The organism is Actinomadura rugatobispora, from assembly GCF_055379765.1.
In genome coordinates, this window is record NZ_AP029191.1 from 9,743,408 (window position 1) to 9,769,201 (window position 25,794).

22 protein-coding genes are annotated in these 25,794 nt (G+C 74.6%); 11 read left to right on the top strand and 11 right to left on the bottom strand.

What is annotated here, in order from left to right; all coding sequences use genetic code 11:
- Window positions 1–65: 65 nt before the first annotated feature.
- Together icmF and ACZ466_RS43850 are read left to right on the top strand one after the other, a co-directional pair.
- Window positions 66–3,278, top strand: coding sequence for a fused isobutyryl-CoA mutase/GTPase IcmF (gene icmF, locus ACZ466_RS43845; protein ID WP_378285404.1), 3,213 nt, complete (start codon window positions 66–68; stop codon window positions 3,276–3,278).
- Window positions 3,278–4,108: a helical backbone metal receptor gene (locus ACZ466_RS43850; RefSeq protein ID WP_378285438.1), complete on the top strand. Its 831-nt coding sequence runs from the start codon at window positions 3,278–3,280 to the stop codon at window positions 4,106–4,108. Before icmF ends, ACZ466_RS43850 begins: the two co-directional genes overlap by 1 nt.
- A 42-nt stretch (window positions 4,109–4,150) precedes the next feature.
- Here ACZ466_RS43850 and fabG read toward each other — a convergent pair whose 3' ends face one another.
- The 5 genes from fabG to ACZ466_RS43875 all read right to left on the bottom strand — a co-directional run bounded on the left by fabG (window position 4,151) and on the right by ACZ466_RS43875 (window position 10,603).
- Window positions 4,151–4,906 carry a 3-oxoacyl-ACP reductase FabG gene (gene fabG / locus ACZ466_RS43855; RefSeq protein ID WP_378285403.1) on the bottom strand — a complete coding sequence of 252 codons (756 nt, stop codon included), beginning with the start codon at window positions 4,904–4,906 and terminating at the stop codon, window positions 4,151–4,153.
- 28 nt (window positions 4,907–4,934) lie between these two features.
- A complete protein-coding gene (locus ACZ466_RS43860; protein ID WP_378285402.1) occupies window positions 4,935–6,086 on the bottom strand; it encodes an acyl-CoA dehydrogenase family protein in 1,152 nt (383 codons plus the stop codon).
- A 139-nt stretch (window positions 6,087–6,225) separates the two neighbouring features.
- Window positions 6,226–8,190, bottom strand: coding sequence for a substrate-binding domain-containing protein (locus ACZ466_RS43865; RefSeq protein WP_378285401.1), 1,965 nt, complete (start codon window positions 8,188–8,190; stop codon window positions 6,226–6,228).
- Between the two features lie 160 nt (window positions 8,191–8,350).
- The gene (locus ACZ466_RS43870) at window positions 8,351–9,730 is read right to left on the bottom strand and encodes a protein kinase domain-containing protein (protein ID WP_378285400.1); all 1,380 of its coding nucleotides are present in this window, start codon (window positions 9,728–9,730) and stop codon (window positions 8,351–8,353) included.
- 543 nt (window positions 9,731–10,273) lie between these two features.
- On the bottom strand, window positions 10,274–10,603 hold the full coding sequence (locus tag ACZ466_RS43875) for a DUF3099 domain-containing protein (RefSeq protein WP_378285399.1): 330 nt from the start codon (window positions 10,601–10,603) through the stop codon (window positions 10,274–10,276).
- Between the two features lie 50 nt (window positions 10,604–10,653).
- On the opposite strand from ACZ466_RS43875, the gene ACZ466_RS43880 reads away from it, so the two are divergent.
- On the top strand, window positions 10,654–10,866 hold the full coding sequence (locus ACZ466_RS43880) for a dodecin (protein ID WP_378285398.1): 213 nt from the start codon (window positions 10,654–10,656) through the stop codon (window positions 10,864–10,866).
- Window positions 10,867–11,007: 141 nt separating this feature from the next.
- On the opposite strand, the gene ACZ466_RS43885 is transcribed toward ACZ466_RS43880, so the two are convergent.
- Both ACZ466_RS43885 and ACZ466_RS43890 read right to left on the bottom strand, forming a co-directional pair.
- Window positions 11,008–12,390, bottom strand: a complete 1,383-nt coding sequence (locus ACZ466_RS43885; protein WP_378285437.1) for a metallopeptidase TldD-related protein — start codon at window positions 12,388–12,390, stop codon at window positions 11,008–11,010.
- A gap of 5 nt (window positions 12,391–12,395) precedes the next feature.
- Window positions 12,396–13,895, bottom strand: coding sequence for a TldD/PmbA family protein (locus ACZ466_RS43890; protein WP_378285397.1), 1,500 nt, complete (start codon window positions 13,893–13,895; stop codon window positions 12,396–12,398).
- Between the two features lie 313 nt (window positions 13,896–14,208).
- Between ACZ466_RS43890 and ACZ466_RS43895 the strand changes: the two genes are divergently transcribed.
- Complete coding sequence (locus ACZ466_RS43895; RefSeq protein WP_378285396.1) at window positions 14,209–14,913, top strand: beta-ketoacyl-ACP reductase; 705 nt, start codon at window positions 14,209–14,211, stop codon at window positions 14,911–14,913.
- Between the two features lie 91 nt (window positions 14,914–15,004).
- Window positions 15,005–15,811 carry an enoyl-ACP reductase FabI gene (gene fabI / locus ACZ466_RS43900; RefSeq protein ID WP_378285395.1) on the top strand — a complete coding sequence of 269 codons (807 nt, stop codon included), beginning with the start codon at window positions 15,005–15,007 and terminating at the stop codon, window positions 15,809–15,811.
- Between the two features lie 123 nt (window positions 15,812–15,934).
- On the opposite strand, the gene ACZ466_RS43905 is transcribed toward fabI, so the two are convergent.
- The 3 genes from ACZ466_RS43905 to ACZ466_RS43915 all read right to left on the bottom strand — a co-directional run bounded on the left by ACZ466_RS43905 (window position 15,935) and on the right by ACZ466_RS43915 (window position 19,688).
- Window positions 15,935–16,585, bottom strand: a complete 651-nt coding sequence (locus ACZ466_RS43905) for a hypothetical protein (RefSeq protein ID WP_378285394.1) — start codon at window positions 16,583–16,585, stop codon at window positions 15,935–15,937.
- 150 nt (window positions 16,586–16,735) lie between these two features.
- Window positions 16,736–18,682: a helix-hairpin-helix domain-containing protein gene (locus ACZ466_RS43910; RefSeq protein ID WP_378285393.1), complete on the bottom strand. Its 1,947-nt coding sequence runs from the start codon at window positions 18,680–18,682 to the stop codon at window positions 16,736–16,738.
- A 52-nt stretch (window positions 18,683–18,734) separates the two neighbouring features.
- The gene (locus tag ACZ466_RS43915; RefSeq protein WP_378285392.1) at window positions 18,735–19,688 is read right to left on the bottom strand and encodes an aldo/keto reductase; all 954 of its coding nucleotides are present in this window, start codon (window positions 19,686–19,688) and stop codon (window positions 18,735–18,737) included.
- A 218-nt stretch (window positions 19,689–19,906) separates the two neighbouring features.
- Between ACZ466_RS43915 and ACZ466_RS43920 the strand changes: the two genes are divergently transcribed.
- Both ACZ466_RS43920 and ACZ466_RS43925 read left to right on the top strand, forming a co-directional pair.
- The gene (locus ACZ466_RS43920; RefSeq protein WP_378285391.1) at window positions 19,907–20,725 is read left to right on the top strand and encodes an undecaprenyl-diphosphate phosphatase; all 819 of its coding nucleotides are present in this window, start codon (window positions 19,907–19,909) and stop codon (window positions 20,723–20,725) included.
- Between the two features lie 58 nt (window positions 20,726–20,783).
- A complete protein-coding gene (locus tag ACZ466_RS43925; protein ID WP_378285390.1) occupies window positions 20,784–21,452 on the top strand; it encodes a hypothetical protein in 669 nt (222 codons plus the stop codon).
- A gap of 172 nt (window positions 21,453–21,624) precedes the next feature.
- Here the strand turns inward: ACZ466_RS43925 and corA are convergent, their stop codons facing one another.
- A complete protein-coding gene (corA, locus tag ACZ466_RS43930) occupies window positions 21,625–22,626 on the bottom strand; it encodes a magnesium/cobalt transporter CorA (RefSeq protein ID WP_378285389.1) in 1,002 nt (333 codons plus the stop codon).
- An 84-nt stretch (window positions 22,627–22,710) separates the two neighbouring features.
- Between corA and ACZ466_RS43935 the strand changes: the two genes are divergently transcribed.
- From ACZ466_RS43935 to ACZ466_RS43950, 4 genes are all read left to right on the top strand, one after another.
- Window positions 22,711–23,439 (top strand): histidine phosphatase family protein, encoded by a 729-nt coding sequence (locus ACZ466_RS43935; protein WP_378285388.1) that lies wholly within the window; start codon window positions 22,711–22,713, stop codon window positions 23,437–23,439.
- 10 nt (window positions 23,440–23,449) lie between these two features.
- The gene (locus ACZ466_RS43940; protein WP_378285387.1) at window positions 23,450–24,001 is read left to right on the top strand and encodes a DUF3090 domain-containing protein; all 552 of its coding nucleotides are present in this window, start codon (window positions 23,450–23,452) and stop codon (window positions 23,999–24,001) included.
- A gap of 121 nt (window positions 24,002–24,122) precedes the next feature.
- Window positions 24,123–24,896 carry an SCO1664 family protein gene (locus ACZ466_RS43945; protein WP_378285386.1) on the top strand — a complete coding sequence of 258 codons (774 nt, stop codon included), beginning with the start codon at window positions 24,123–24,125 and terminating at the stop codon, window positions 24,894–24,896.
- A gap of 65 nt (window positions 24,897–24,961) precedes the next feature.
- Complete coding sequence (locus ACZ466_RS43950; protein WP_378285385.1) at window positions 24,962–25,756, top strand: NRDE family protein; 795 nt, start codon at window positions 24,962–24,964, stop codon at window positions 25,754–25,756.
- The last annotated feature ends 38 nt before the right edge of the window (window positions 25,757–25,794 follow it).

Sequence of the window (25,794 nt, forward strand, 5' to 3'; positions counted from 1 at the left end):
ACGGGCTCACGCACGGAAACTATTTTAGCTTCCAAATATTGGAAGTCCAAGGGGTGGGATCGGACATGCACGTTCCCGAGCATCCGGTGCGGTTCGTGACGGCGGCCGCCCTGTTCGACGGGCACGACGCGGCCATCAACATCATGCGCCGGATCCTGCAGTCGCAGGGCGCCGAGGTGGTCCATCTGGGGCACGACCGCGCGGTCCGCGAGGTCGTCGACGCGGTCCTGGAGGAGGACGCCCAGGGCGTGGCGGTCTCCTCCTACCAGGGCGGGCACGTGGAGTACTTCGAGTACCTCGCGCGCTCGCTGGCCGAGGCCGGGGCCGGGCACGTGAAGGTGTTCGGCGGGGGCGGCGGCGTCATCGTGGCCGAGGAGATCGCGCGGCTGGCCGCCGCCGGGGTGCGGATCTTCTCGCCCGAGGACGGCCAGCGGCTCGGCCTGCCCGGCATGATCAACGAGCTGGTGCGCGACTGCGACGTGGACCTGGCCGCCGAGCCGGCCGAGGTCGAGGCCGTCCTGGCGGGGGAGCGGCCCGCGCTCGCCCGCGCGATCACCTGCCTGCAGGGCGGGCGGCTGCCCGCCGGCGACCGGGCCGCGCTGGCCGAGGCCGCCGCCCGGCGCAGCGTGCCCGTGCTCGGCATCACCGGCACCGGCGGGTCCGGCAAGTCCTCGCTCACCGACGAGCTGGTCCGGCGGCTGCGCGTCGACCAGCAGGACAAGGTGCGCGTGGCGGTGCTGGCCGTGGACCCGACCCGGCGGCGCGGCGGCGGCGCGCTGCTGGGCGACCGGATCCGGATGAACGCCCTGGACGGCGACCACGTCTTCTTCCGCTCGCTGGCCACCCGCGGCGCCCGCGAGCTGCCCGAGAACATCGAGGGCGTGATCGAGGCGTGCAAGGCCGCCGGATACGACCTGGTGATCCTGGAGACGCCCGGCATCGGCCAGGGCGACGCGGCGATCGTCCCGCTGGCCGACGTGTCCCTGTACGTGATGACGCCCGAGTTCGGCGCCGCCTCCCAGCTCGAGAAGATCGACATGCTGGACTTCGCCGACGTGGTGGCGATCAACAAGTTCGAGCGGCGCGGCGCCGCCGACGCGCTGCGCGACGTGTCCCGGCAGCTGGTGCGCAACCGGGAGGCGTTCGGGGCCCGGCCGGAGGACATGCCGGTGTTCGGCACCAGCGCCGCCACGTTCAACGACGACGGCGTCACCGCCCTCTACCAGCACCTGGCCGGGAAGCTGGGCATCGAGCGCGGCGTGCTGCCCGACAGCGGCACGCGGATCTCCACGGGCGCGGCGCAGGTCGTCCCGCCCGGCCGGGTGCGCTACCTGTCGGACATCGCCGAGACGGTCCGCGGCTACCACGCCGAGACGGAGCGGCAGATCGCGGCCGTGCGGCGCGTCCAGCGGCTGGACGAGGTGCGCGCCGAGCTGGCCGAGGGCGGCTCGGACGACGCCGCCGGCGAGGTCGGCGGGCTGCTGGAGAAGGCCCGCCGCGAGATTTCCGCCGAGGCCGCCGGACTGGTCGAGGAGTGGCCGGCCGTCGTCGAGTCCTACTCCGGCGACGAGCAGGTCGTCCGGATCCGCGACCGGGAGCTGCGCACCGCGCTGACCCGCGAGTCGCTGTCGGGCAGCCGGATCCCGCGGGTGGCGCTGCCCCGCTACCAGGACCACGGAGAGCTGCTGCGCTTCCTGCGCGACGAGAACCTGCCGGGCCGCTTCCCCTTCACCGGGGGCGTGTTCCCGTTCAAGCGCGACAACGAGGACCCGGCGCGGATGTTCGCCGGGGAGGGCGATCCGTTCCGCACCAACCGGCGCTTCAAGCTGCTGTCGGAGGGGCAGCCCGCGACCCGGCTGTCGACCGCGTTCGACTCGGTGACCCTGTACGGCCGCGACCCCGACGAGCGGCCCGACGTCTACGGCAAGGTCGGCACCTCCGGCGTCTCCATCGCCACCCTGGACGACATGAAGGCGCTCTACGACGGGTTCGACCTGTCCGCGCCGACGACGTCGGTGTCGATGACCATCAACGGCCCGGCCCCCACCATCCTCGCGTTCTTCCTCAACACCGCCGTCGACCAGGGCCTGGACGCCTTCCGCGCCGAGCACGGCCGCGAGCCCACGGCGGAGGAGGCGGCCGGGGTCAGGGCGCGGGTGCTCGGCACGGTGCGCGGCACCGTCCAGGCCGACATCCTCAAGGAGGACCAGGGGCAGAACACCTGCATCTTCTCCACCGAGTTCTCGCTGCGGATGATGGGCGACATCCAGCAGTGGTTCATCGACAACGGGGTCCGCAACTTCTACTCGGTGTCGATCTCCGGCTACCACATCGCCGAGGCCGGGGCCAACCCGATCAGCCAGCTGGCCTTCACCCTGGCCAACGGGTTCACCTACGTGGAGTCCTACCTGGCCAGGGGCATGGACGTGGACGCGTTCGCGCCCAACCTGTCGTTCTTCTTCTCCAACGGCATGGACCCCGAGTACTCGGTGCTCGGCCGGGTCGCCCGCCGCGTGTGGGCGGTGGCGATGCGCGAGCGGTACGGCGCCAACGAGCGCAGCCAGAAGCTGAAGTACCACGTGCAGACCTCGGGCCGCTCGCTGCACGCCCAGGAGATGAACTTCAACGACATCCGCACCACCCTGCAGGCGCTCATCGCGATCTACGACAACTGCAACAGCCTGCACACCAACGCCTACGACGAGGCCGTCACCACGCCCACCGCCGAGTCGGTGCGCCGCGCCCTGGCCATCCAGATGATCATCAACCGGGAGTGGGGCCTGGCGATGAACGAGAACCCGCTGCAGGGCTCGTTCGTCATCGACGAGCTGACCGACCTGGTGGAGGCGGCGGTGCTCGCCGAGTTCGACCGGATCAGCGAGCGCGGCGGCGTGCTGGGCGCGATGGAGACCGGCTACCAGCGCGGCCGGATCCAGGACGAGTCGATGCTGTACGAGCGGCGCAAGCACGACGGCTCCCTGCCCATCATCGGCGTCAACACCTTCCGCAAGCCCGGCGGCGACGAGGAGCAGGGCGGCGAGCCGCTGGAGCTGGCCCGCGCCACCGAGGTCGAGAAGAAGTCGCAGCTCGACCGCGTCCGCGCCTTCCAGCAGCACAACCGGGGCGAGGCCGAGGCCGCCCTGGACGCGCTGAAGGAGGCGGCCCGCTCGGGCGGCAACGTGTTCGCCGTGCTGATGGACGCGGCGCGGGTGTGCAGCCTCCAGCAGGTCACCGAGGCGTTCTTCGAGGTGGGCGGCCAGTACCGCCGCAACGTGTGATGGTCCCGCCGCGCGACGACACCGGCGCCCCGGTCCCCGTTCCGGACCGGGTGCGCCGGGTCGTCTCCCTGGTGCCCTCGCTGACCGAGACGATCGCCGGGACCGCGCCCGGGCTGCTGGCGGGGGCGACCGACTGGTGCACCCATCCCGCCGGCCTGGACGTCCCGCGGGTGCGCGGCACCAAGAACCCCGACCTGGAACGCGTCGCCGCGCTGCGCCCGGACCTGGTGGTGGGCAACACCGAGGAGAACCGGGCGCCGGACGTGGCGGCGCTGCGCGACGCCGGGATCCCGGTGTGGATGACCGAGATCCGCACGGTCGCGAAGGCCCTGGTCTCGCTGCGCCGCATGCTGGTGGAGGGCTGCGGCGTCCCCGTCCCGGGCTGGCTGGACGAGGCGGCCCGCGCCTGGCCGGAGCCGCGCCCGGACGCGGGCGGGGCGTACGCAGACGGGGAGGACGCGGGCGGCGGAGGCGACCAGGGGGCGCGGCGCCGCGCGATCATCCCGATCTGGCGGCGGCCGTGGATGGTCGTGGGGCGCGCCACCTTCACCGGGGACGTGCTGGCCCGCCTCGGGGTGGACAACCTCTACGCCGCCCACCCCGAGCGCTACCCGAAGATCCCGATCGGGGAGCTCAACGCGGCCGGGGCCGACCTGGTCGTGCTGCCCGACGAGCCGTACCGCTTCACCGCCGGCGACGGCCCGGAGGCCTTCCCGGGGACGGACGCGGCGCTGGTCAGCGGCCGTCACCTGACCTGGTACGGCCCGTCGCTGGTGGAGGCTCCGCGGGTGCTGGCCGGGCAGCTGGCCGATCCCCTGCGCGCGGGCTGAAGCCGCCGCGCCGCCCGGCGGCGCGGCGGCGCCCGCCGCGGCTCACGCCTTCGGGCCGCCGGCGACATAGATGACCTGCCCCGACACGAACGAGGCGTCCTCGCTCACCAGGAACGCCACCGTCCCGGCGATGTCCTCGGGGCGGCCGACCCGGCGCACCGGGATCTGCTTGGCGGCCGCGGCCTTGTACTCCTCGAAGTCGGCGCCGACCCGCGCGGCGGTGGCCGCGGTCATCTCGGTGGCGATGAACCCGGGCGCGATCGCGTTGGCGGTCACGCCGAACCGGCCCAGCTCGATGGCGAGGGTCTTGGTGAAGCCCTGCAGGCCCGCCTTGGCCGCCGAGTAGTTCGCCTGGCCGCGGTTGCCCAGCGCCGAGGTGGACGACAGGTTCACGATCCGGCCCCAGCCCGCCTCGGTCATGTGCGCCTGCACGGCCCGGCTCATCAGGAACGCGCCGCGCAGGTGCACGGCCATCACCGCGTCCCAGTCGTCGTCGGCCATCTTGAACAGCAGGTTGTCGCGGATGATGCCGGCGTTGTTGACCAGCACCAGCGGCGGGCCGAGCTCGGCGGTGATCCGCTCCACCGCGGCCTCCACGCGGTCGCGGTCGGCGACGTCGACGCCCACCGCCAGCGCCCGGCCGCCCTCCTTCCGCGCGGCCTCGACGGTCGCCGCGCAGGCGGCCTCGTCCAGGTCGCAGACCGCCACCGCGAAGCCGTCGCGGGCCAGCCGGACCGCGGTGGCCGCGCCGATCCCGCGCGCCGCCCCGGTGACGACGGCCACCCTGTGCTCGCTCATGGGTTCCCCTCCCGTGCCGCCGGGGCGCTCAGACGCCCAGGTCCTTGGCGATGATGGTCTTCAGCACCTCGCTGGTGCCGCCGTAGATGCGGGTGACGCGGGCGTCGGTGTACAGCCGGGCGATCGGGTACTCCAGGATGTAGCCGTAGCCGCCGTGCAGCTGGAGGCACTTGTCGACCACGCGGGCCTGCACCTCGGTGCAGAACAGCTTGACCTTGGCGGCGTCGGCGGGGGTCAGCTCGCCGGCGTCCAGGGCCTCCGTGCACCGGTCGACCAGCGCCTGGGCCGCCTCCACCTCGGTGGCGCACTCGGCGAGCACGAACTTGGTGTTCTGGAACGACGACACGGTCTTGCCGAAGACGGTGCGCTCCTTGACGTACCTCTTGGCGAACTCGACCGCGCCGGCCGCCGAGGCGTAGGAGGAGGCGGCGATGCCCAGCCGCTCCTCGGCGAGGTTGTGGGTGAGGTACTCGAAGCCGCGGCCCTCCTCGCCCAGCAGGTCGCCCGCCGGCACCCGCACGTCGGTGAACGACAGCTCGGCGGTGTCGGAGCTGCGCAGGCCGATCTTCTCCAGCTTGCGGCCGACCGCGTACCCCTCGCTGGTGGTGTCGACCGCCAGGATCGACAGGCCGGCGCGGCGGTTCTCGGCGGTGGCGGGGGAGGTGCGGGCGACGACCAGGACCCGGTCGGCCAGCACCCCGCCGGTGATGAAGGTCTTGGCGCCGTTCAGGATGTAGTGGTCGCCGTCGCGCTTGGCGGTGGTCTGCATGCCGGCCAGGTCGGACCCGGTCCCGGGCTCGGTCATCGCGATGGCGGTCATCATGTCGCCGGAGACGAAGCCGGGCAGCCAGCGCTTCTTCTGCTCCTCGTTCCCGTACTTCAGCAGGTAGGGCAGGACGAGGTTGACGTGCACGCCGTAGCCGCCGAAGCTCACCCCGGCGCGGGCGCACTCCTCGGAGACCACCAGCTGGTACTTGAAGCTGGTCTCGCCCGCGCCGCCGTACTCCTCGGGCACCTGGATGCCGAAGACGCCGAGCTCGCCCAGCTTGTTGTAGAAGTCGCGCGGCGGGTGCCCGGCCTCCTCCCACTCGGGGTAGACCGGCGCGACCTCGGCGGCGATGAAGTCCCTGATGGTCGCCCGGAAGGCATCATGGTCCTCGTTGAACACGGTACGGCGCACGGCCCCGCCCCTCCCTGGCTCTGTGTCCGTCTGGATCCGGACGGAACCGTCCGGATCTCACGGAACGCTAAGTTACGGTGAATCCAATTCTAGAATCAACCGCGAGCAGCGGGAACGGTGACGGGCCACAACCAGCCCCTCAGCAGGAAGGGGCGCAGACCCGGCGGGAGACGGCCTGCAGGAACAGCTTCTGCACCTCCCCGGGCGTCTGGGCGACCAGCACGTCACCGCGGGTCGCCCGGGCGATCTGCCGCAACTCGTCCACGTCCACGTCCCGGCCGTAGCCGAACATGATCACCTGGATCGGCCGGTCCGGGTCGTAGGCCGCGCGCAGCCGGTCCAGCGTCGCGCGCAGGCCGGGCCCGCCGGGGTCGTCGTCGCGGCCGTCGGTCCACAGCAGCACCGAGTTGACGAACTCCGGCTTGTACGTCCGCTTCATGTGCTCGAACGCGGCCATGATCGTGTCGTACAGCCCGGTGTCGCCGTTGCGCTTGGCCCTGATCCGCGCGAACGCCGACAGGATCAGCTGCCGCCGGGTCGCCGAGCCGAGCCGCTCGCCGAGCGGGCCCACGCTGACCAGCTCCCGCCAGTCCTGGTCGCCCCGCAGCCCGGTGGAGAACACCCACTGCCCGAGCTCGGTGTCGTCGGGCAGCAGCGACAGGCCGCTCTGCGCGGTCCGGACGGTCGACTGCAGCCGGTCGACGCCGGGGGCGACCTCCTCCTCCATCGACCCGGACACGTCGATGACGCTGAGCATCCGGATGCTCAGCGACAGCCGCGCCCACGACTGCATGATCCGCTGGACGTCGGCGGCCGGCGGGGCGGGCAGCGCGCGCGGCGGGCGCGGGTCCACGCCGGTCCGCGCGCCGAAGGCGGCGGGGGCCCTGGCGTCGGGCGCGCGGAACCCCAGGCCCAGCACGTCCGCGCGGGTCTCCTCGCCCGTCAGCTCCCGTTCCAGCTCCCGCGCCGCCCGCGCCCTGGGATCGGCGTCCGCGGCCGCCGCGGCCCCGGCGGCGCCGATCCGGGTGACCTGGTAGTCCATGGCCAGCGTCCCCTCCGAGGGGTACACGGCGACGGCGGGCTCGGCGGGCTTGCGCGCGTTGTACTCGTACACGGCCTGCTCGGGCGCCAGGGCGACCGGGTGGCGGCCCTGCCGGTCGGGCCGGAACGAGGCGAACTCCGCCCTCACCGACGGCGTCACGCTCTCGCGCAGCGTCCGGACCACGCCGGTGAAGTCGGCGTTCCCGTCGCCGGAGGCGTTCAGCAGCAGGTTGGCCAGCACCAGCGAGCCCATCCCGGTCGCGGTCCGGTTCGGGTCGGGCACCTTGAGCCTCACCAGGCCCGGCGGGACGCGGGACGGGCCCGCGCCGGGGCCCGTACTGGGGCCCGTACCGGGGGCGGCGCCCTCCTCGGTGGCGCCCGCCGCGGTGAGCAACTCGCGCCAGGACGGCTGCGCGCCGCCCGGGGCGCCGAGCCGCCGCGCGATCGTGGCCGGCATCGCCACCACGATCGGGCTGGCCGCCATCGACCGGCCGCGCGTGATCGTCCCCGGACCCGGCCCCGTCCCCTGGCCCGCGCCCGGCTCCGGCGCGGCCGCGCGGGCCTGGGCGAGCACGGTCCACAGCGAGGAGTCCGGGACCCACACGTCGGGCCTCTCGGTGACGCCCGCGACGCCCCGTCCCGACAGCAGCGTGGACACCGCCGCCGGATCCGAGCCGGTGACGCGGGCCCGCGCGCAGCGGCCGCCGAACTCGTGCCCGGCGTCGTTGAAGCGGCCCGCCGCCCTGGTCACGGCCGGGGCGATCTCCGGGGCGGCGGCGACGTTCAGCGTGAGGGCGTCCTCGCCGCCGCAGCCCGCGCCGCCGGCCAGCGCGAACACGCCCAGGCCGGCCAGCACGGTCAGGCCGGCCGCTCCGGCCAGCGGGCCCCACAGCAGCCCGCCTCGCCGGCGCGCCGGCGGCGGGGCGATGTGGCGGCCGGGGCCGGTGGAGCCGGGCGCCCGGGGGACGGAGGCGGCGGTCCGCCGGTGCCCGGCCTGGAGGGCTCCGGCTCCGGGGCGGGCGTGCGGGATCCAGTCGGGGACGTCGTCGTCGTGGCCGTTCATCGCCGGCCCTCAGTGATCGTCATGGCAGGCACCTCCGCCGCGCGGCGTCAGACCGATCATGAGACAGATGAATCATGTGTCTCAGCCGGGCTTGTGATGTTCGTCTCCTCCGGTGCGTCCGTCAAGCGGTATGCGGCAGGAATCCGGGCTCATTCCGGGCTCATTCCGGGCCGTCCAGCTCGGCCAGCAGCGCGTGCAGTTCCCCCGCCCGCACCGGGTCGATCTCGCGGGGCCCGCACCTGGCGATCCGGTCGCGCAGCTCGTCCACCCCGCGGTCCAGGTCGACCGGCTCGCCCGCGTCCAGCCGGTTGAGCAGCGTGGTCACCAGCGTGGCCAGCTCGGTCCCCTCCCGCGGGGCGATCTGCCGGGCGGCGATGCCCAGGTCGATCGAGCGCCGCATCCGCGCCAGCGTGTTCACCGCGGCCTCGGAGGACCGCGCGCCGCGCGAGGGGGACCGGCGGCCTTCCGGGGCCGGCGGGGCGGTCCGGCCCGGAGAGGCGCCGCGCTCCATGGTGTCCATGCCGGGCGGTCCGGACGGCCGTCCGGGCACGGGCGGCGGGATCGCCACCCCGCCGGTCGGGCCCGGCGAGGCGAACGACATCACCACCATCAGCAGCGGGACGACCGCCAGCGCGACCCCTGCGGCGGCCATCGCGCCCAGCGCCACCCCCAGCCGCCCCCGCGCCCACTCCCGCAACCCGGCGAGCATCGCCCCCGTCCGGTCCGGCGAATCCCGCTCGGGCACGGCGGCGGGCAGCACGTTCCCCGCCGGGACGGCCGCCTCCAGCGCCTCAGCGAGCTCCCGCGCCGCGGGGCGTTCGGCCGGACGCGCCGAACGGCACCGCGCGCAGATCTCCGCCACCTCCTCCGGCACGACCGCCCCGGGCCCCAGGCAGCGCGCGAGGATCACCCCCAGCGCGTGCACGTCCGCCTCGGGGCCCGCGTCCTGTCCCGCGAGCTGCTCGGGCGCCATGAACGGGGAGGGGGCCGAACGGGTCCCCCCTGGCGCCGCAGGGTCCCGCAGCAGCCCGGCCAGGCCGACGTCGACGACCTTCACCCCGTCGGCGGTGAGGAAGACGCTCGCGGGCTCGAGCGCGCCGTGCACCACCCCGGCGGCGTGGGCGGCCGCGAGCGCGTCCGCGACCCGCGCGCAGACGGCGACGGCCTCACCGGACGCGAACGCCCCCGCCGTCCCGGTGCCGGCCGCCTGGAGGCGCGCCGCCAGGGTCCGGCCGTCCAGGAACTCGGTCACCACGTACGGCAGGGTGAGGCCGGACCCGTCCGGGCCGTCCGCCTCGCCGTAGTCGTAGGTCGTCACGATCCCGGGATGGGCCAGCCCGGCGGCGGCCTGCGCGCCGTCCCTGAACTCCAGGCGCGGCGCCCGGTCCCCACCGGCCCGTTCGAGGGGGATCGTCTTCAGCACCACGCGGCGGGCCAGTAGTACGTCCCTGCCCTCCCACACCTGCGCCCGGCCGCCGGCGTCGCCGCCGAGGCGGCGTTCCAGCCGGTATCTGCCGTCGAGCCGGAAACCAGGGTCCACGCGGCCTCCTCGGGCTCCTCGGTGCGGGGGACGCACCCGTGGATACGCGTCCGGGGGCCGTTCGGCTCGATCGGACGGGGCGGGGCGGGGCGGCCGCTGGAGAGCGTTTCGGGCCGTGGCCGGACAAGGCCAGCGTTGGGTCTTGTCATCAACGCGTTCGCGGCCGGCCCGCCGGAAGATGCCGGCTTCAGACCCGGTCGGCGCGGACCCGGCGAGCGTCTTGGCGATTTCTTGGCCTGGCGCGTGCCGCCGGGCGCCCGGCGCCAAGAGGGGGTGATGATCCGATCAAGCCGGGGTCATGACCGCGCGGGCCGCGCGGACGGTCCGGCGGATGCCGCGGGGGCCGGGTCTTCCCAGGTCGAAGCCCGTACGAGGGGCCGGGAATGTGAAAGCGGCGCCGGGTGGTACGGGGGCAATCCACCCGGCGCCGCATCATCGGTGTTCCGACGGGGGCCCGGAACACCGGCACGGGCGCTCCGACGGGGGACCAGAGCGCCGGTACAAATCGTACACCGAACCCCCCCGCCCCTAGTCAAGAGAAAGTCACGACCCGATTTCCGGTCGCTGTCCGGAAATGCCCTTGTGGTGCGGGCTATCAGGGTCGTCGAAGCGGGCGGAGGGCTGCGGCTCGCGCCCGCCGTTGGCGACGATCACGCTGATGTAGGGCAGGAAGACGGCCCCGACCACCAGCAGTCCCACCGCCCACAGCGGCGCCCCGAGCGCGCCGGCGAAGACCGCTCCGAGGAAGCAGCCGGTACGGATGCCCATGGAGATCAGATAGCGGCGCTGCCGGTACCCGATGTCCTCCGACATCGGTTTGGGTGCGTCGGTGACCGTGTAGACCTCGGCGTGCCGACGGGGAATGACCTTCACATATCCACGGTATGCCCTGGGGGGCTGCCAGGCGACACCAGGAGGGCCTAATGACCGATCGCACCTACCGGGTCACCGAGATCGTCGGGACGTCGCCCGTCTCGGTCGACGACGCCGTGCGCAACGGGATCCGGCGCGCGGGGCAGACCCTGCGGCATCTGGACTGGTTCGAGGTGACCGAGGTCCGCGGCCAGATCGTCGACGGGGAGGTGGCGCACTACCAGGTCGGCCTGAAGGTCGGCTTCCGCCTCGAAGACACCTGACGGCGCGCCTGAGGGCGCGCCTGAGAACGCGTCAGAAGGCCCCGAGGGCGCCGAGGGGCGCCCGGCCGGCGTTCACCGGCGGGCACCCCTCGGCGGGCGCCTCAGGGCGGGGCAGGACGCGTCAGGGTGGGGCAGGGTGCGTCAGGACGCCTGCGAGACCGTCGACATGTTGAAGTCGCCGACCCGCACGGGCGGCATCGCGGTCCGCGTGAAGTAGTCCGACCACTCGCGCGGCAGCGTCGGGCCGGTCGCGCCGACCTCCGACAGCCGGCCGAGCAGGTCGACCGGGCTCTCGTTGAACCGGAAGTTGTTGACCGCGCCCACGACCTCCCCGTTCTCCACCAGGTAGACGCCGTCGCGGGTGAGCCCGGTCAGCAGCAGCCGCTGCGGGTCGACCTCGCGGATGTACCACAGGCAGGTCAGCAGCAGCCCGCGCTCGGTGCGGGCCACCATGTCCTCCAGCGACGCGCCCGCGCCCGCGTCCGGCCCGGTCATGATCAGGTTGTCGATCGCCGGGGTGAGCGGCAGCCCGGTGTGGGCGGCCGAGTGCCGGGTCTGGGTCAGCGAGGTCAGCGTGCCGTCGGAGATCCAGTCGGTGCGGTCCAGCGGCAGGCCGTTGTCGAACACCGACGACTCGCGGCTGGAGGCGTGCGCGACCACGAACGGCGCGCACTCCAGCCCGGCGGCGGCCGGGTCGCTGGACAGCGTCACCGGCGGCCCGGCCAGCTTCTCCCCGACGCGGGTGCCGCCGCCGGGGGCGCTGAACACGGTGCGGCCGTCGTGGGCGTCCCGCGCGCCCGCCGACCAGTACAGGTAGATCATCAGGTCGGCCACCGCGGACGGCGGCAGGATCGTCTCGTAGCGGCCCGCGGGCAGGTCGATCCGCCGCTCGCCCCACTCCAGGCGGCGGGCCAGGTCGCCGGTGAGGGCCGGGACGTCCACGTCGGTGAAGTCGCGGGTGCCCACGCCCGCCCAGGCCGAGCCGCCCGCGCCCTTGGCGTTGAGCTCCAGCAGCCCGGTGGGCTGGTCGTGGCGCAGCCGCAGCCCGGCCGAGGTGCCCAGGAAAGTCGAGGTCAGCACGTGGTTGGCGAACCCGTACAGGCGGCGCCCGCCCGCCTCGGCCGCGGCGAACGCCTCGCCGAGGGCGGGCGCGAAGTCGCCGAACACGCCGATGCCGGTCTCGGCGGGCGCCTCGTCCCAGCCGGCGGCCGGGGCCCCGCCGGAGACCAGCGGGGCGGCGTCCTCGGCGGGGTCGTTGCCGGCCGCGTCGGCCTCGGCGGCGCGGACCAGGTCCTCCAGGTCCTCGGCGCCGACCGCGGCCCGCGACACCACGCCCGCGGCCGTCCCGTCGCCGGTGCGGCGCAGCGCGACCACGGTGAGCCGGTTGGAGCGGGTGACGCCGTTGGTGGTGAGGGTGTTGCCCGCCCAGCGCAGGTTGGCGGTGCTGGACTCGTCGGCGATGACGATGCAGTCGTCGGAGCGGGAGAGCTCCAGCGCCCGCTCGACGGCCTCCTGCGGCCTCATGACCGTCACTGGCCGGCCTCCTTCAGCGCGTTGAGGATGTTGACGCCGCGGAACAGCGCCGACGGGCAGCCGTGGCTCACCGGCGCGACCTGCCCGGGCTGGCCCTTGCCGCAGTTGAACGCGCCGCCCAGCACGTAGGTCTGCGGGCCGCCGACGGCCTCCATCGAGTTCCAGAAGTCGGTGGTGGTGGCCTGGTAGGCCACGTCCCGCAGCTGCCCGGCCAGGCGGCCGTTCTCGATGCGGAAGAACCGCTGCCCGGTGAACTGGAAGTTGTGGCGCTGCATGTCGATCGACCAGGACTTGTCGCCGACGATGTAGATGCCGCGCTCCACCCCGGAGATCAGCTCGTCGGTGGACGGCCCGCCCGGCGCCGGCTGCAGCGACACGTTCGCCATCCGCTGCAGCGGCATGCTGGAGGAGGAGTCGGCGAAGGCGCAGCCGTTGGAGCGGTCGGCGCCGGTCAGCCGCGCGATCCGGCGGTCCAGCTGGTAGCCGGTGAACATGCCGGAGGTGACGATCTCGAACGCCTGCGTCCGCACGCCCTCGTCGTCGTAGCCGATGGTGGCCAGGCCGTGCTCGGCGGTGCGGTCGCCGGTCACGTTCATGATCTTCGAGCCGTACTGGAGGGTGCCGAGCTTGTCGGGGGTGGCGAACGAGGTGCCGGCGTAGGCGGCCTCGTAGCCCAGCGCCCGGTCCAGCTCGGTCGCGTGCCCGATGGACTCGTGGATGGTCAGCCACAGGTTGGACGGGTCGATGACGACGTCGTAGGAGCCGGGGTCCACCGACGGCGCGGCCAGCTTCTCGGCCAGCAGCTCGGGGATGCGGGCCAGCTCGCCGTCCCAGTCCCAGTGGTCCCCGGTCAGCCACTCCCAGCCGCGGCCGACGGGCGGGGCGATGGTGCGCATCGTGTCGAACACGCCGTCGCCGATGCCGACGGCGTTGAGCACCGGGTGCAGCCGCACCCGCTGCTGGGTGGTGACGGTGCCGCGCAGGTCGGCGTAGAACTTGTTCTCCTTGACCTGCAGCAGCGTCGCGTCGGCGTGGTCGACCCGGTCGTCGCCCAGCAGCCGGCGGCTCCAGTCGGCCAGCAGCGCGATCTTCTCGGCGGTCGGCACGGTGAACGGGTCGATCTCGTAGGCCGACACCCAGGTGCGCTCGCCGTGCGCGGGCTCGGGCGCCAGCTCGATCGGCTCGCGGTTGACGGCGGCGGCGACCGCGGCCACGTCCACGGCCCGCTCGGCCACCGTGGCGGCGCCGCCCGGGGTCAGGTCGATGCCGGCGGCGAAGCCCCAGGTGCCTTTCTTGACGACGCGGACCGACAGCCCGACGTCGTCGGCGTCCAGCGCGGTCTCCAGGGCGGCGTCGTGCAGGCGCAGGGTCTGGCTGCGGATGCGTTCGAGCCGGAAGTCGGCGTGCTCGGCGCCCAGCTCCCGGGCCCGGGCCAGCGCCGCGTCGGCCAGCGCGCGCAGCGGCAGCGCGGTGAATGCGGGATCGATGTCATGCACCTTCCGCAACCTACCGGCAACCCGGGCCCGCACGCCGCGCGGCGCACGGCGGCCGGCGGGAGCGGCGGGAGCGGTGGGGCGGCCGGGACGGCACGGGGCGGCGGGACGGCACGGGACGTCGCGGAACGCGCGGAGCGCGCCGAAACCGGCGGCCGCGGCGCCCGGAACAAAGCCGGGTCGGCGGATCTTGTCGGAACGGCACATCTCGTTACCGCCGGTAGGCCGCTACGCTCCTCGGCAGTTGGGACCTGACCATGGAAAAGGACGCCGGGGCGGTGCAGGCCGCCGGCGTCGTCGACGAGAGGTACGACGCATGAGTCGCTCTGTCCTCGTGACCGGTGGCAACCGGGGCATCGGCCTGGCCATCGCGCGCGAGCTGTCCGCCGGCGGTGACGCGGTCGCGGTCACCTACCGCTCCGGGGAGCCGCCCGAGGGCCTGTTCGGCGTCCGCTGCGACGTGACCAGCTCCGAGGACGTCGACGCCGCGTTCGGCAAGGTCGAGGCCGAGCAGGGGCCGGTGGAGGTCGTGGTCGCCAACGCCGGCATCAACAAGGACACGCTGCTGGCCATCATGAGCGAGGACGCGTTCACCTCCGTCCTGGACACCAACCTGACCGGTTCCTTCCGGGTCGCCAAGCGCGCCGTGAAGGGCATGATGCGCAAGCGCACCGGGCGGATCATCCTGGTGTCGTCGGTGGTGGGGCTGCTGGGGTCGCCGGGCCAGTCCAACTACGCCGCCTCCAAGGCGGGCATGGTCGGGTTCGCCCGGTCGCTGGCCCGCGAGCTGGCCTCCCGCAACATCACGGTGAACGTGGTCGCGCCCGGGTTCGTCGACACCGACATGACCGCGGCGCTCACCGAGGACCAGCAGAAGGCGATCAAGGGCGCGATCCCGCTGGGCCGCACCGCCCGGCCGGAGGAGGTCGCCAAGGCCGTCGGGTTCCTGGCCAGCGAGCACGCCGCCTACATCACGGGGGCCGTGATCCCGGTGGACGGCGGCCTGGGCATGGGCCACTGACACGCGGTTCGCCGGGGGCGCCGAGCGGGGGCGCCGGGCGGCGGCACAGAGCAACCGAGCACACGAGGGCACTGAGGAGATGGGGAACGCCATGGGCATCCTCGAGGGCAAGCGGATCCTGGTCACCGGCGTTCTCACCGACGCCTCGATCGGGTTCCACGTGGCGCGGATCGCGCAGGAGCAGGGCGCCGAGATCGTCCTGACCGCCTACCCGCGGCCGACGCTGACCGCGCGCACCGCCAAGCGGCTGCCGTCGGGCCCCGACGACCCGCCGCCGGTGGTGGAGCTGGACGTCACCAACGCCGAGCAGCTGGACGCGCTGGCCGACGGCCTGCGCGAGCACGGGTTCGACCGGCTGGACGGGGTGGTGCACGCGATCGGGTTCGCGCCGCAGACCGCCCTGGGCGGCAACTTCCTGGACACGCCGTGGGAGGACGTGGCCACCGCGGTGCACGCCTCGGCGTTCTCGCTGAAGTCGCTGACGATGGCGTGCCTGCCGCTGATGAAGGACGGCGGCTCGGTGGTGGGGCTGGACTTCGACGCCACCAAGGCCTGGCCGGTGTACGACTGGATGGGCGTGGCCAAGGCCGGGCTGGAGTCGTGCGCCCGGTACCTGGCCAAGTACCTGGGCCCGCAGGGCATCCGGGTGAACCTGGTCGCGGCGGGCCCGCTGGCGACGATGGCGGCCAAGAGCATCCCCGGTTTCGAGGGGATCACCGAGGTGTGGACGGAGGCCGCGCCGCTCGGCTGGGACCTCAGGGACAGCGAGCCGACCGCGCGGGCCTGCGCGGCGCTGCTGTCGGACTGGTTCCCGGCGACGACGGGCGAGATCGTCCACGTGGACGGCGGCCTGCACGCGATCGGGGCCCCCACGCCCGCCGCACCAGCGAACGGCTGACGCGCCGGCCCGTCCGAGAACACCTGGCGCCCGACCTGCGCGGCCCGTCCTCCGTTAGGGGGACGGGCCGCCGGGCTTTTCACCCGAGGCCGTCCGGGCTTTCAGGCAGGGCCGCCGGGCGGTTCAGCCGTGGCCGCGGGGGCGGCGCAGGGTGCGGCCCAGGACGCTGAGGTTGAGCGCGCCGACGGCGCCGGCGGCGCCGGCCGCGGCGGCGACCCACAGGGTGGTGGGGTCGTTCTGCCGCTCGGAGGCGGCCACGGGCGCGGTCAGCCGCGTGCGGGTCGCCGGTCCGGCCTCGTTCTGCGGGCCGGTGGCGACCTGGGGCGCGGGCAGCATGCCGGGGATCTCGGGCGCGTCCGCGGTCGTGAGGGGCCGCGACTCCCCGGTCTGGGGGACCGGGCCGGGCGGGACCGGGGGTACGGCCCTGCCGCCGGTGCCGGAACGTCCGCCGGACGACCCGGAGTCGTGTCCGGGCGCTTTGGGCTTGGACTCGCCGGGCTTCTTCTTCTGCGGGGGTTTCGTGCTCTTGGTCGGGGACGGGGAGGGGGTGGGGTCGGGCTGCTTGGGCTGGAGGCCCTCGCGGATGTTGTCCAGCTGGCATTTCCAGTTGTCGATGGTGCTGGCCGGGTCGGTCCCCTTGGGGCAGGGCTTGGGTGCTCCCGCGGCGGCCGCCTGCGGTGCGTTCAGGACCACGAGGGCCATCGCCCCGGTCGAGACCACCGAGACCGCTAGAAGCCTGCGGGGCCGGCCGGGGCGCCGCTGCTGCTGGGGCATCTCACTCCTTACGACTGCCGACGCCAGTTGTTGACGCTCCGTCAATAAGGGTAGGACCCGTGCGCCCCGGTCACAACAGCCGCTTACGGTCAGTTCCTGCCTCACTGGACGCCTGTCTCAAACCTCCGCGACGCCACGAACCTCGCTCGCTCACTGGACGACGAGCCGCGCCAGGCGGGTGCGCCGCGGCGGCGCGGGACGCTCCCGCACGGCCGCCGCCAGCGCGGGACCGGCCGCCTGCACCACCGACAGATGGCGGCGCGCCAGCCCGAACGCGGTCGCCACCAGCGGGCGCGACAGCCCGGCGGTGTCGTCGACGCCGTCGGGCGGCAGCACGGCGACCACGGCGGCGTACCGCGCGCCCCGGCCCAGCGCCACGGTGACCGCCCACCCGGGGCGCAGCCGCGAGGCAAGCGCGGGCGGCACCACCGCGGTGCCCCGGGCGAACCGCACGCGCAGCCCGGCGGCGTCGGCGCCGGTGACGGTCCCGCTCTCGCCCACCGCGGCCTGGGGGAGCGGGGCGGCGACCAGGACGCGGTCGCCGACGTCGAAGCCGCCGAACCTGCCGGGCCCGGGGTTGAGCTCGGCCTTCAGCGCGGTGTTGAGCGCCGCCGCCCCGGCCTCGCCCGGCGCCGCCGGGACGACGACCTGGATCTCCTCGACGGGGATGCCCAGGGCGCGCGGGATGGAGTCGGTGACCAGTTGCACGGTCCGGTGCACCGCCTCGGCCGCGCTCGCCGCCGGGACGATCACGACCTCCCTGCCGGGCGCCTCGACGTTCCTCAGCTCTCCGGCCCGCACTGCGGCGGCCAGCGCGGCCGGCGGATCGGCGGGCCCGCCGGCGGCGGGCTCGAGCTCGACGACGGGGACGGTCTCGGAGCCCTCCAGATCGTCCAGGACGCGGCCGGGCCCGGCGGGCGGGAGCGCCTGCGGCTCGCCGCACAGCACCAGGTGGGTGCCGTCCGCGCACGCCTGGACGAGCACGGCGCCCAGCTCGACGTCCAGTCCGGCGGCGTCGGTGAGGATCACCAGGTCCGCCTCCAGCGGCCGCTGCTCGCCCCGGCCGAACACCACCGCGCCCGGAACGGCGTCCGGGACGCCCTCGGTGCTCTCCAGCGGCTCCAGGAGCGCGTGCAGGCCGCCGATCGCGTAAGCGGGCGCCTGAGCCTCCGCAGGGGCCCCTTCCCCGGCCCCCGCCGCCCCGGTCCCTGCCGCGCCGGTTTCCGCCGCCTCGGCCGCGAGGTCGGCGGCGGCGCGGTCGGTGGGCGTCACCACGGCGGCGCGCACTCCGTGGGCGGCGGCGGCCTCCGCGAGCGCCAGCGCGGTGCCGGTCAGGTCCGCGGCGGTGCCGCGCAGCACGCTCACTCCGGTGCGCAGCGCCGCCGTGAAGGCCAGCGAGCGGTCCTCGGGCAGCCCGGACCGCACCGCCTTGATCGCGGCGTCGTCCAGCAGCGGCACGGCGGTGGCGTTGAGGCGGGCCAGTCCCTCGGCGGCGTCCTCCTCGGCCAGCGCCCACCGTGCCAGCCCCAGCGTCTCCTCCGGTTCGGGGATCTCCTCGAGGTCGCCGTCCTCGAGCGCGGCCTCGTCGAAGTCCGGCTCCTCGGTGAGCGCGATGGCCTCGGCGGCGTCGAGCGCGTCCTCGATCGCCCGCGCCGGCTCGGGGACCCTGAGGCGTTCCAGCGCGGAGGCGACCTCGGCGGGCGGGGTGACGGTGTGGCCGTGCCGGGCCGCGTCCGCCAGCAGGTGCCCGACCAGCGCCCGGCCGCGCCGCCGGTCGCCCGGCGTCGCCTCGTCGCCGAGCACCTGGCGGGCGAAGTGGTCGGCCTGCCGCGGCGCCACCCCCGGCACGCGCAGCAGCCGCCACGGGTCCTCGCGCAGGCGGCCCGCGGCGCCCGGCCCGAGCCGGGCCAGGCCGGGCCCGGCCAGCGCCGCCGGGACGCCCGCCCCGGCGAACAGCTCGGTGAGCGCGGCCCGGTCGGCGGCGGAGGGGACACCGGAAGGCGAGCCGGCGGGAGGGCCGGCGGGAGGGCCGGCGGGAGGGCCGGCGGGAGGGCCGGCGGGAGGGCCGGAAGGAGAGTCGGAGTGGGAGTCGGTCACGGGCTCCGGATCGTAGCCGATCAGGGCGCCCAGGGACGGCCCGCGGCGCGCGTCACGGCGAAGCCGGGGCCATGTCGGACACGTCGTCCAGCGCCGCGCGGATCTCCATCGGCAGGGTGAGCTGCTCGCTCGCCAGCGCCTGTTCGAGCTGCGCCGCCGTGCGGGACCCGACGACCGGCGCGGCCACGCCGGGCCGGTCGCGCACCCACGCCAGCGCCACGCTCAGCGGCGTCACCCCGAGGCCCTCGGCCGCCGTCACCACCGACTCCACGATCCGGCCGCACTCCTCGTCCAGGTAGGGCTGGACGAACTCGGCGAAGTGCGGCGCGGCCGCCCGCGACCCGGCCGGGATGCCGGTGCGGTACTTGCCGGTCAGCACCCCGCGGCCCAGCGGCGACCACGGCAGCAGCCCGGCCCCGGCGTCCAGCGCGGCCGGAACCGCCTCCCGCTCGATGTCGCGGCGCAGCAGCGAGTACTCCAGCTGCGCCGCGATGACCGGCTCGCGGCCCGGCCAGGCGCGCTGCCACGCGGCGGCCTTGGCGATCTGCCAGCCCGCGTAGTTGGACACCCCGACGTAGCGGGTCCGGCCGGACAGCACGGCCTCGTCCAGCGCCGAGAGGGTCTCCTCCAGCGGCGTGAACGGGTCGTAGGCGTGCAGCTGCCACAGGTCGACGTACTCCAGGCCGAGCCGCTCCAGGGAGGCGTCCAGGGAGGCCAGCAGGTGGCGGCGGGAGGCGTCGTAGCGGCCGTTGGAGCGGATGGCGGCCTTGGTGGCGATGACCAGTTCGTCGCGGCCCACCACCTCGCGCAGCAGGTGCCCGAGGATGCGTTCGCTGAGGCCGTCGCTGTAGACGTCGGCGGTGTCCACCAGGGTGCCCCCGGCGTCCACGAACGCCGTCAGCTGCGCGGCCGCCTCGTCGGGGTCGGTGTCCTGCCCCCAGGTCATGGTGCCCAGGCCGAGCCGGGACACCACGAGCCCGCTCCGCCCGAGGTGACGCTCTTCCATGGTCGGAACAGTAGCGGGAGGCGCCGACCGGTCGGTCCGCCGAGCCCGCGCCGGGCCCCCGCCGAGCCCCTGCCGGCACCGGCCGCCGGACGCGGGACCGGGGATGACCGCGGGGTTACCGATCCCTGGCCGGGCGCTGATCCGCGCCGCCGTCACCGCCGGTGACCGCGCGGGTACGCTCGCAGCCTGCCGTCCGTGCCCGAGGGGAGGCGCCGCCCGTGAACGTCGTGGAAGCGACCGTGCTGGGGATCGTCCAGGGACTCACCGAGTTCCTTCCGATCTCCAGCTCGGGGCACATGCTGTTCGTGCCGGAGTTCCTGGGCTGGAAGGACCCGGGGGCGGCGTTCAGCGCGGTCATCCAGATCGGCACGATGGCCGCGGTGGTCCTCTACTTCCGGCGCGACCTGGCCCGCATCGCCGCCGCCTGGACCAGGAGCCTGTGGACGCCCGCGCTGCGGCACCACCAGGACGCGCGGACGGGCTGGTACATCGGCCTGGGGACCGTCCCGATCGCGGTGTGCGGGCTGGCGTTCAAGGACTTCATCGAGGGCCCGTCCCGGAACCTGTGGCTCAACGCCTCCGCGCTGGTGGGGATGGGCCTGCTGCTGATGGCCGCCGACCGGGCGGGCGCCCGCAAGCGCGAGGTCGGCGACCTGAACCTGCGCGACGGCCTGGTCATCGGGGCGTTCCAGGCGCTGGCGCTGATCCCCGGCTCCTCGCGGTCGGGGTCGACGATGACCGGGGCGCTGTTCCTGGGGTACACGCGCGAGGCCTCCGCCCGCTACTCGTTCCTGCTGTCGGTGCCCGCGGTGGTGCTGTCGGGGGTGTTCGAGCTGCGGCACGCGTTCGGCGGCGGGCTGCCCGTCGTCCCGACGGCCGTGGCGACCGCGGTGTCGTTCGCGGTCGGCTACGCGTGCATCGCCTGGCTGCTGAGGTACCTGGCCCGGCACTCGGTGATGGTCTTCGTGTACTACCGGCTGGCGTTGGGCGGGATCATCATGGCGCTGCTCGCCGCCGGTGTCCTCTCAGCGACCTGAGGCCGCGGTCCCGCCGCCGTCTGTCGCCGCCGGGGGCGGCGGGCTAGAGTGCCCAGCCATGGCCTCACCACGGTTCCCCCAGCAGCCGCCCGAGGACGACGTTCCCGGGGGCCCGCTCTTCGGCGCCGGCCGCGACCGGGCGCCCGGCTACCTGGCCTCCCTGCGCTCGGGGACGGTGCTGGGCCAGCTGCGGACGCTGGCGCTGGTGCTGGTCGTGGCGCCGCTGCTGATCCTGGCGATCTCCCCGCTGATCGTGCGCGGGGGCGACGGCGGTGACGGCGTCCTGCCGCTTCTGCTGTGCGTGCCGCTGGTGGCGGGCGCGCTGGTCACGGTGGCGGTGGGGCCGCGCACGCCGCGTCCGCTGCCGCCGGGGCAGGACCGCGAGCGGGCGGCGGCGCTGGCGCTGGTGCAGTTCCGGCAGGCGGTGCTGGTGCGGTACGCGCTGGCGGAGGGCGTCATCCTGCTCGGGCTGCCGCTGGCCATCGCCGCGGAGACCGTGCTGGTGTTCCTGGCCGGGTTCGTGCTGGGCTATCCGCTGCTGCTGTGGCTGGCGCTGCCGACGGCGGGCATGGTGGAGCGGATCCGGCGGCGGCTGGAGGCGCGGGGCGCCCAGTCGCACCTGTGGGCCGCGCTGCTGGCGCCCGCTCTCGCGCGGACGCCCGGCGCCTCCTACCCTCCGCGTCCCGGCGGGCCGGGAACGGGTCCGGGCCCGGTCTCCAAGTCCTGAACACCCTGAACGCCCTGAACGCCCTGAGTGACGGCGCCGGGCGCCGCAGCTGAGGCGGGCCGGCGGGGCAGCCGCGGCCCGTTGTGGATCAGCAGGAAGACCAGCAGGATCCACAGCAGCACCAGCGTGATGACGGTGATCGGCCACAGCTTGTGCGGCCGGTGCGGCCGGGTCACAGCCAGCCGCTCTTCCGCAGCCGGATGTAGACGATCACGCAGACGGTGACCATGACCAGCATCATCGCCGGGTACCCGTACAGCCAGCGCAGCTCGGGCATGTAGTCGAAGTTCATGCCGTAGAACCCGGCGACCATGGTGGGCACCGCGATGACGGCGGCCCACGAGGAGATCTTGCGCATGTCCTCGTTCTGCCGCTTGCCCAGCAGCGCCAGATGCGCGGTGAGGACCGAGTTGAGCAGCTCGTTGTGCGCGTCGACCTGGCCGTCCACGCGCAGCAGGTGGTCCAGGACGTCGCGGAAGTACTCGCGGGTGTGGGCGCACTCGGGGACCCGCCCGCGCGTGATCTCCTGCATCACCGGGATGAGCGGGTCCTGGGCGGTGCGGAACTCCAGGACCTCCCGCTTGAGGGAGTAGATGCTCTCGGTGACGTCGGGCCCGCCGGGGCGGAACACGGCCCGTTCCAGCTCGATGATGTCGACCTCGACCTCGTGCGTCACGTCGCCGTAGTGGTCGACGACCTCGTCGCAGACCGCGTACAGGACGGCGGCGGGCCCGTGTTCGAGGAGGTCGGTGTCCTGCTCGAGGCGCTTGCGGACGGGCCCGAGCGGGTTGCCCGGCCCGTGCCGGACGGTCACCACGAAGTCGGCGCCGAGGAACAGCATGATCTCGCCGACCTCGATGTCGGAGGTGGCGTCCTTGTACACCAGCGTCTTCAGGACGACGAACAGGGTGTCGCCGTAGCGTTCCAGCTTGGGTCTCTGGTGGGCCGAGACCGCGTCCTCGGCGGCCAGCGGGTGCAGCCCGAGCTCGTCGCGGACCAGGTCGAACTCCTCCTCGGTGGGCTCGTGCAGCCCGATCCACAGGAAGACGCCGCCCGCCGCGCCGCCGGGCCCCGAGCGCGCGGACTCGGCGCGGGCGGCGTCGAAGGCGTCGCTGATGTCGCCCTCGATCGTGCGCCGGACGCCGCGCGCGTAGATGGCCTTGTCGACAATCACGGAAACCCATCCTTGCGCATCCGGCCGATCGGGGCCATCCGTGCGATCGGCGCGCATCGGGTGTGATCTCGTAGAGTGCCTGGCGTGACGACGCTTCTGCTTGTGCGGCACGGCCTCACCGCGATGACGGGGCCGCTGCTCGCGGGGTGGACCCCCGGGGTGGCCCTGGACGAGCGGGGCCGCGCCCAGGTCCGCGCCCTGGGCGGGCGGCTGGCCCCGGTCCCGCTGGCCGCCGTGGTGTCCAGCCCGCTGGACCGCTGCCTGGAGACCGCCGACGCGGTCGCCGCCGGCCGCGACGGCATCGAGAAGGTGCGGGTGGACGAGCGGTTCGGGGAGGTCCGCTACGGCGACTGGACCGGCCGGCCGCTGAAGGAGCTGGCCGAGGAGCCGCTGTGGCGGGTGGTGCAGGCGCATCCCAGCGCGGCGCGCTTCCCCGGCGAGGACGGCGAGGCGCTCGCCGACGCCCAGCACCGCGCGGTGACCGCCGTCCGCGACTGGAACGCGCGGATCGCCGGCGAGCACGGTGAGGACGCCGTCTACGCGGTGTGCAGCCACGGCGACATCATCAAGGCGATCGTGGCGGACGCGCTGGGCCTGCACCTGGACCAGTTCCAGCGGATCCAGGCCGCGCCCGCGTCGGTGACCGTGATCCGCTACACCGAGCTGCGCCCCTTCGTGGTCCGCCTGAACGACGTCGGCGGCGACGTCGCCGACCTGCTGCCGCCCCCGCCCCGGTCCGAGGACGAGGAGAACGGCGGGGACGCGGGGGGCGCCGGGGGACGCGGGGACGCGGCGGTGGGCGGCGGCGCGTAGGGTCGTTGTCATGCCGGTCATCTCCTATGAACTGCCGGAAAGGTTCGTCGCCGGGGCCGTGGGCCAGCCGGGCGACCGGGCCTTCTACCTGCAGGCGCGGTCCGGCCGCCGGGTCACCAGCGTGGGGCTGGAGAAGTTCCAGGTGACGCTGCTGGCCGAACGCCTGGAGGAGCTGCTGGACGAGGTGCTGCGCCGCAGCGGCGGCGACGCGCCGGTGCCCGCGGTGACCCCGTCGGAGCTGCGCGACGACGGTCCGCTGGACCAGCCGGTCGAGGAGGAGTTCCGGGTCGGCACGATGGCGCTGGCCTGGGATCCCGAGGACGAGCAGGTGGTCATCGAGGCGCAGGAGGTCACCGAGGGTGAGGACGACGACGCCGAGGTCGGCGAGGACGACCCGGCGATCGCGGTGCTGCGGGTGCGGATCACCGCGGCGCAGGCCCGGGCGTTCGCCGAGCGGGCGCTGAAGGTGGTGGCGTCGGGCCGTCCGCCGTGCCCGCTGTGCGGGCTGCCGCTGGACTCGGCCGGGCACGTGTGCCCGCGGCAGAACGGCTACCTCGGGTGAGCGCGCGGCACGCGGCCGGCGCGGCGCGCGGGGGCACCGCGGCGGGCGCGCGGGGCGATCGGACGCGGCCGGGACGGCGGCTGTGCTGGATCATGGGCGGGGTGGCCGGAAGAATGAACGCATGACGCAGTCCTCCCGGGATCGAACCCCCGCCGGCGACGGCACCGTCTCCCCCCGAGACACCGAGACCGCCGAGCGGCTGCTGAGCCTGGGCCGCCTCTCGGTGGAGGGCCGGCTGGTCCAGGCGTCCAACGCCACGCTGTACTGCGCGATCGAGTGGGAGGGCCTGAGCGCCGCCTGCGTCTACAAGCCGGTGGCGGGCGAGCGCCCGCTGTGGGACTTCCCCGACGGGACGCTGGCCGAGCGCGAGGTGGCGGCGTACGCGGTGTCGGAGACGATGGGGCTGCACGTGGTGCCGCCGACGGTGCACCGCGACGGCCCGTACGGGCCGGGCATGGTGCAGCTGTGGGTGGAGCCCGACCCCGAGGTCGACCTGGTGGCGCTGTCGCGGTCGGAGGACGACGCGGCGATCCGGCGGATGGCGGTGTTCGACGCGGTGGTCAACAACGCCGACCGCAAGATCGGGCATCTGCTGCCGCCGGGCGACGGGCACGTGTACGGCTGCGACCACGGGGTGTGCTTCTCGGTCGACTACAAGCTGCGGACGGTGCTGTGGCAGTGGCGGGGCAAGCCGCTGCCGCGGGAGTCGGTCGAGGCGCTGGCCCGGGTCGAGGCGGGGATGCGCGACGGCGGCCCGCTGGGGCGGCGGCTGGGCGAGCTGCTCACGCCCGAGGAGGTCGACGCGACGCGCCGCCGGGTGGAGCTGATGCTCAAGCACCGCATCCACCCGTACCCGCCGGAGGACTGGCCGGCCATCCCCTGGCCGCCCATGTAGCCGGGTGATCGCGGCCTGCCGCCCCGGTGTCGGGTGCTTTGTCGGCCAATGCTCCAATAGGGGTCATGTGCACGGCGATCGTCAGCTTCGACCCCTCGTCCCCGGTGCCCGTGATCCTCGTCGGTGTGCGCGACGAGTTCCTGGAGCGGTCGTGGCGGCCGCCGGGCCGGCACTGGCGGGACCGGCCCGCCCTCGTCGGCGGGCAGGACCTCCGGGCGGGCGGGACGTGGCTGGCCGCCGATCCGGGGGCGCGGCGGGTGGCGACCGTGCTGAACGCGCGCGGCCCGGCGGCGCCCGAGGACGGCCGCCGGTCGCGCGGCGAGCTGCCCCTGCTGGCGGCGGCCACCGGCGGGCCCGGTCCGCTGGACCTGCCGCGCTTCGACCCGTTCCTGCTGGTGGGCGCGGAGCCCGGCGGCGTGCGGCTGTGGCACTGGGACGGCGCGGACCTGGACGAGCGGGAGCTGGGCCCGGGCCTGCACATGATCCTCAACAGCGGGCTGGAGGGCGAGGGGCCGCACGCGGGCCGGACCGAGGACGCGCACATGGCGGCCCGGCTGGGGCACTTCCGGCCCCGTTTCGCGGCGGCCCGGCGGCCCGAGCCGCGGCCCGTCCCGTCGCTGGACGCGGGCCCGTCGGCGGCCGAGCCGGTGGAGCGGGCGTGGGGGGAGTGGCTGCCGCTGGTGAACGGCGACGGCCTGGCCCGCACCGATCCCGCGTCGCTGCTCCCGCTGGCCGATCTGGGCGAGGGTCGGATCTGGGGCACCAGCTCGATCTCGCTGCTGGCGCTGTCGCCGGAGGGCGTCCGCTACGACTTCAGCGCCTCCCCGGGCGACCCCGGCGCCTGGACCCAGGTGCTCTGAGAGGGTCCCTGAACGAGGCGCTCCGCGGGGTTCGCCCG

Bases quoted from the DNA above. Each gene is read 5' to 3' on its own strand.
- icmF (WP_378285404.1), top strand. From the start codon at position 66: ATGCACGTTCCCGAGCATCCGGTGCGGTTCGTGACGGCGGCCGCCCTG.
- ACZ466_RS43850 (WP_378285438.1), top strand. From the start codon at position 3,278: ATGGTCCCGCCGCGCGACGACACCGGCGCCCCGGTCCCCGTTCCGGAC.
- fabG (WP_378285403.1), bottom strand. From the start codon at position 4,906: ATGAGCGAGCACAGGGTGGCCGTCGTCACCGGGGCGGCGCGCGGGATC.
- ACZ466_RS43865 (WP_378285401.1), bottom strand. From the start codon at position 8,190: ATGAACGGCCACGACGACGACGTCCCCGACTGGATCCCGCACGCCCGC.
- ACZ466_RS43880 (WP_378285398.1), top strand. From the start codon at position 10,654: ATGACCGATCGCACCTACCGGGTCACCGAGATCGTCGGGACGTCGCCC.
- ACZ466_RS43885 (WP_378285437.1), bottom strand. From the start codon at position 12,390: ATGAGGCCGCAGGAGGCCGTCGAGCGGGCGCTGGAGCTCTCCCGCTCC.
- ACZ466_RS43895 (WP_378285396.1), top strand. From the start codon at position 14,209: ATGAGTCGCTCTGTCCTCGTGACCGGTGGCAACCGGGGCATCGGCCTG.
- fabI (WP_378285395.1), top strand. From the start codon at position 15,005: ATGGGCATCCTCGAGGGCAAGCGGATCCTGGTCACCGGCGTTCTCACC.
- ACZ466_RS43905 (WP_378285394.1), bottom strand. From the start codon at position 16,585: ATGCCCCAGCAGCAGCGGCGCCCCGGCCGGCCCCGCAGGCTTCTAGCG.
- ACZ466_RS43915 (WP_378285392.1), bottom strand. From the start codon at position 19,688: ATGGAAGAGCGTCACCTCGGGCGGAGCGGGCTCGTGGTGTCCCGGCTC.
- ACZ466_RS43925 (WP_378285390.1), top strand. From the start codon at position 20,784: ATGGCCTCACCACGGTTCCCCCAGCAGCCGCCCGAGGACGACGTTCCC.
- ACZ466_RS43940 (WP_378285387.1), top strand. From the start codon at position 23,450: ATGCCGGTCATCTCCTATGAACTGCCGGAAAGGTTCGTCGCCGGGGCC.
- ACZ466_RS43945 (WP_378285386.1), top strand. From the start codon at position 24,123: ATGACGCAGTCCTCCCGGGATCGAACCCCCGCCGGCGACGGCACCGTC.
- ACZ466_RS43950 (WP_378285385.1), top strand. From the start codon at position 24,962: ATGTGCACGGCGATCGTCAGCTTCGACCCCTCGTCCCCGGTGCCCGTG.